At 42.4% G+C, this 4,551-nt stretch carries 3 protein-coding genes; all 3 read right to left on the bottom strand.

What is annotated here, in order from left to right; all coding sequences use genetic code 11:
• Window positions 1-185, bottom strand: a 185-nt coding sequence (locus VE944_RS18050) for a hypothetical protein (RefSeq protein ID WP_324979715.1), incomplete at its 3' end; no start/stop codon positions are given.
• A gap of 427 nt (window positions 186-612) precedes the next feature.
• The gene (locus tag VE944_RS18045) at window positions 613-894 is read right to left on the bottom strand and encodes a hypothetical protein (protein ID WP_324979713.1); all 282 of its coding nucleotides are present in this window, start codon (window positions 892-894) and stop codon (window positions 613-615) included.
• A gap of 506 nt (window positions 895-1,400) precedes the next feature.
• Window positions 1,401-4,551 (bottom strand): PriCT-2 domain-containing protein (locus VE944_RS18040; protein ID WP_324979710.1); only part of this gene is annotated, 3,151 nt, incomplete at its 5' end.

Below are 4,551 nucleotides of genomic sequence, written 5' to 3'. Positions count from 1 at the left end.
TCTACCTCCTTGGCAGTCATCTTTGGTCCTGATTGAGTTCTGGTATAGCCCAATTCCGGAAGTAAATGATGTAGAAGAGCAGTACGTAGTTCATTGAGAATAGTACGACCTTTCTCCGGGTTGCTGATATTAATTTCTTCTACATACATCTCGTAGACTTCCCATACGTTCTTGGGTCCTTCCATAATAAATCTCTCTCCTATTTCAATGATGAGATAACTTTCAATTTAGGTTTTATGTAAAAGTTCAATAGGCTTGATATTTACTTTACATAATTTTTGAGCTTCAGAGGTTATTTATTATTAATAACCATTCTTAAGATAGATTTAACGTTTTTTTACACCAGGAATGGGAATTAATATAAAAAGCGCACAACTCCTATTTAGTCTATGTTTCAGCTAAATACTTAGCCATTTTAATAATAAATAAACAGAAGTTTTGAAATAAAAAATAGCCCTTAAATAAATCCAAAAACCCTTGTTAGACTCCTTTATTAAGCTATGAGGAATGCTCCCATTATGATTGAGATTTGGTGAGTCGGCGCTTACTAGCTATTATTTATAAGCTACAGAGGCTTATTGACTCACTATCAGCCATATTTGGCTCAGGTACTCAATCCAAATTATCCACCTTGATTAGTTGGATAACATGCCTACCTATCTGCTCCATTAATTCACTCCTGGAAATCATATAAGCACGGCTTATATTGTTCAATCCCTCTATTGCTGTTGGGGTTAAACTGACAGAAACAACTTTTTTCAGCTCATCATAAAATTCTGGTTGTCCTCGAAGTGATTTTAATCCTTGACAGATAATTTTATTTTCTCGCGGCTCACGAACTTTACTGTTTTTGCTTTTAGGTCTAACAGGCTTTTTTGTCGATTTGTTTTCCATGTTGGGGATTTAATAGAGGTTGTTTAACCAAAGAAATGTCAATGTTTATTGCCATAAAAATGGGGTAAACATTTCACCGAAAACTGAAAAAGCCACCGAAATTAATTTCTCGGTGGCTCCTTTTCAGGATGACCTATGTAAATAATACTTTGTTAGGTGTTTTAACTATTATATATACTTCCTCTCAGTTGGCAATAGCTAGACATTGATCTTAAATAAAAAATTTTATACTTAAGTTATGGCAGTGGATTTTATGCTCTATGATGATATCAATATAACAGAAAAATTAGTATAACCTAAAACGATGAATACGTTGATTGCCAACAAGAGAGCACTCACCCAATGCATGAAACCTTTTGACGCACCAAAAGGCTTACTACACCTAATTAAGTAATCGGGTGTAGGTATGTTGATCTGTCCGCTCAGTGAATGATTAAGTACCTCATTATCTACGGAAGCGTCTTTTGTTACTGATAAGTTCAGTAGGAATTAAAAACCAATAAATTTTATAACGTCACTGTCAAGTTACAGTTGTGTTGCACCGGGGCAACGGTTCTTAGAATGGACTCATTTGAGTAAACAACACTTGGCAGACAGTTCAATACAGCCATCAGTAGGTAAGCCCTAACTTGGGTCCCACAAGTAAGTATTACTCGCCGCATCGCCCTACTACTAATAACTTCGGCAACTTCTGCCACCCCCCCTAGCAGAGTTGGGAGTGATGATTCTGATTCAGCAATCAACAGGGGGAAGTATTTACGGGCTAACCACTTTTCATCGTCGTCTAAGTCAGCCAAATTTTTATTACTACCGCTATTAAGACTATCTAATAGCAGGAGTAATAATTTTTTAAAGTGCTGCCAGCCCCCCCAGCGTTGTGTAAATCGGCTCACCCAAGCTTGGGAGATATCGGCAATGTTGGCAATCGCGGGTTGAGTAATTTTCTGTTTTGACTGAATTAGCGACTTTAGGGCATTGACTATAGCATGACCTGTCTGCTCACTGGCGTTACCAGCTTCGGGGCAGAGTTGGAAAGCATCAACGCTCTCTAATTTCACGGATGGTAACTCATTTAAAAGGAAACTCAGTGAATAGTCAGCGCAGAAGTAAAAGGTAAGCTGTTGGTTTGGGCGACGATGTACACGTAATCGCCCAATCTCTTGTATAATTTCTGCATTAATTAGTTCAGTGAGATACTTTTGGAAAGTGCTGTTTTTATCTTCCAGGTTGACTGGTGAACCAGTCATCACCTGATATTGTGCTGCTAAAACACCAATGTTTTGGTAAGGAATGCCAAAAGAAGCGAGAGCCTCTGCATCACTAAACCTATTAACACCACGCCCATCGACAAAGTGACCGTATTCTGTGCGGTCTGCAATTTGGGATGCAATTTGTTTCCAATCGATAATGCCAAGGGTGGGGTAGAGTTTTTTGAAGGTTTCTTTGAGGGCATTAACACGGTTGCTGAGTGTATCGGAGCGATTTTTAGGCAGTTTACCCAGCCCCGTGACGTTGACCACTTTTAAATTGCCGTAGTCTGGGCGTTGTTGCTCAATGACTAATACAGGATCATCGATGCCCAATTTGAATTTCAACTGGTGAGATTTGAAAGTGGCATCAAGGTAAATATTAAATTTTGCAGAGTTGGCCAATTCAGTATGTTTGGGGTTTCGGCGGTAAATGCTGAGTACACCCCATTGAGATTGAAAACTACCATCACCTTTCCAAGCTTCGAGAAAGTCAGGCAACCAGTAATTAGGCAAGTCAAGAAACTCCTTACCTGCCGTTCGTGCGCTGTCTTTAACTAGCTTCTTGGCAGCATAACGAGCCGCAGCACTTTTTTTTAGTTGTTTATCTTCGGTAATATCAATAGAGTCTAAGTCTTCTAAGAAAGTTAAATCAGGTTCTACAGTTTGCCGAATCGCTTCGATATCTAAGCCAGTTGGGAATTCGGGCAGCAGCGCTCGGATGCTGGCATCATCAAAGCCGTAGCGGTCATTCGGCAAAAGGTGTTGAGTAAACAGTTGGTGTAAAACTTTTAGTGCAGGTTGCAGCTGTGACATTATATTTGGTTCTAACAGTAGCAGCTTGCCCACAGTGGTTTCAAAATCGTCGCGGTTTACATCAACTGAGCGCACGGGCTTGATGAGTGTACCCGCTTCTTCCCATAACCGCCCAACGGTGAAAGTTTGGTCAGCAGCGTTAGTTAAGGTAACTGGTGTAGAGTCTGGGTGCGCTCTGAGTTCAGAGAACTGTTGAATTGCTGTGCGCTTTTGAAAGCGGAAGCCAAAACCGTCACCACTGGAGAAACGGCACTGATTTTTAAGGGAACAACCGCCACAGATGGGGCTGATGCCGCTCTCTTCAAAATCAAGGCTGGTAAAATTCTTGTTGCGGAAGGCATTAAATAAGTAAGTCCTGTGACAATTGCCATCAGTGTCGGCAGTCTCACCCGCTTTAGTCCACAGTTTAAAATCCTCACCAGTAGGAGTTTTGCGGGTGGGGTCTAGTTTAAAGCCGTTGTGCCGCACTGGTAAGTCAACAAAATTCGTCTCAATGGGCAGTGTAGATGGGTTTCTGTGGTTGGCATCCTGGTAAATTAGTTTATCAACACCGAATAAGGCCGCCGTCAGTTGCCCCGCGTTGTAAGACTTACCTAGTCCAGGGTGGGAATTATCTAAGATTTGTGTCCAGCCTTTAGAAACAGCTTCTACCCATGCGGTGATATGTTCTTCTGGTTGGCAAGAGATAGAGATATCGCCTGTAATTTCGCTTATGTACGGGATATTGCCCATGCGGTAGATAATTACATTGGGCGCGTTCGTGTTAATTTCGGGTTCGGGCGGCGGCGATGGTGGGGCTTTAAATCCTTTAAATATCTCAGCTATTGGAGCGATAGCTTGCTTTAATAAATTTTGGAAGCTGCTCAAATCCTCTCTAACTCGCCTAAGCTCCCACTGTTCACGGCTAATTACTCCTTGGTCGCGTTCGTTATATTCATACTGCCGTTTAGGGAACCGAAAGCCATACTGTTTGGCAATGTGAAACAGTGTACCGATTGAGATTCCCCCACGTCTAAAACTGCGAATCTTAGCGTGGATGTTCCAAGTTGAACCCTTGATGCTGGGCGACCACTGCTCGGCTATAATTTCCGCATCTGTTGCCCCATAATGATTAACCAGCGCCATCAACACCTGACGGCATTCGTCATAGTTGCCGCTTCCTGGGGTGCGTGGTGGGATGAATGAAAGTGCGTTCTGGATTAGCTGGTCAATGTCCCAGGCTTCATTGAGGGAAATCTCACGCCACTCTTTACGCCGTGACTCAATTTCTTGAATTCGTAGCTGATACTCAACACGCTCAATTTGCGCGATCGCGATTGCTTCCTGAATCCATTCTGCGGGTAAAGTGGCTTCAGGGTTGACAAGCGGGAATTCTGCCTCTGTGCTGCCATAGAATACACGCGAAGCATCTTTACAGGCTGGGTCATGGGGCAACTGCTGCATGAGGAAGCGTGTACAAGCTTCTACAGTATCAGCACCTTGGACATATTCGGGGAGAAGGAAAACCAACCGGAATTTATGCCAGTCTTGTTTGTGACTGGCAGTGGTGTACATTAAGGCGCAGTGTTTTTTAATGAAGGGATGGACTAGCGCT

This window comes from Nostoc sp., from assembly GCF_035638895.1.
Lineage (GTDB): Bacteria > Cyanobacteriota > Cyanobacteriia > Cyanobacteriales > Nostocaceae > Nostoc.
Note: the sequence above shows the minus strand (reverse complement) of the source record. Positions and strands in the feature narration are given on the sequence as shown.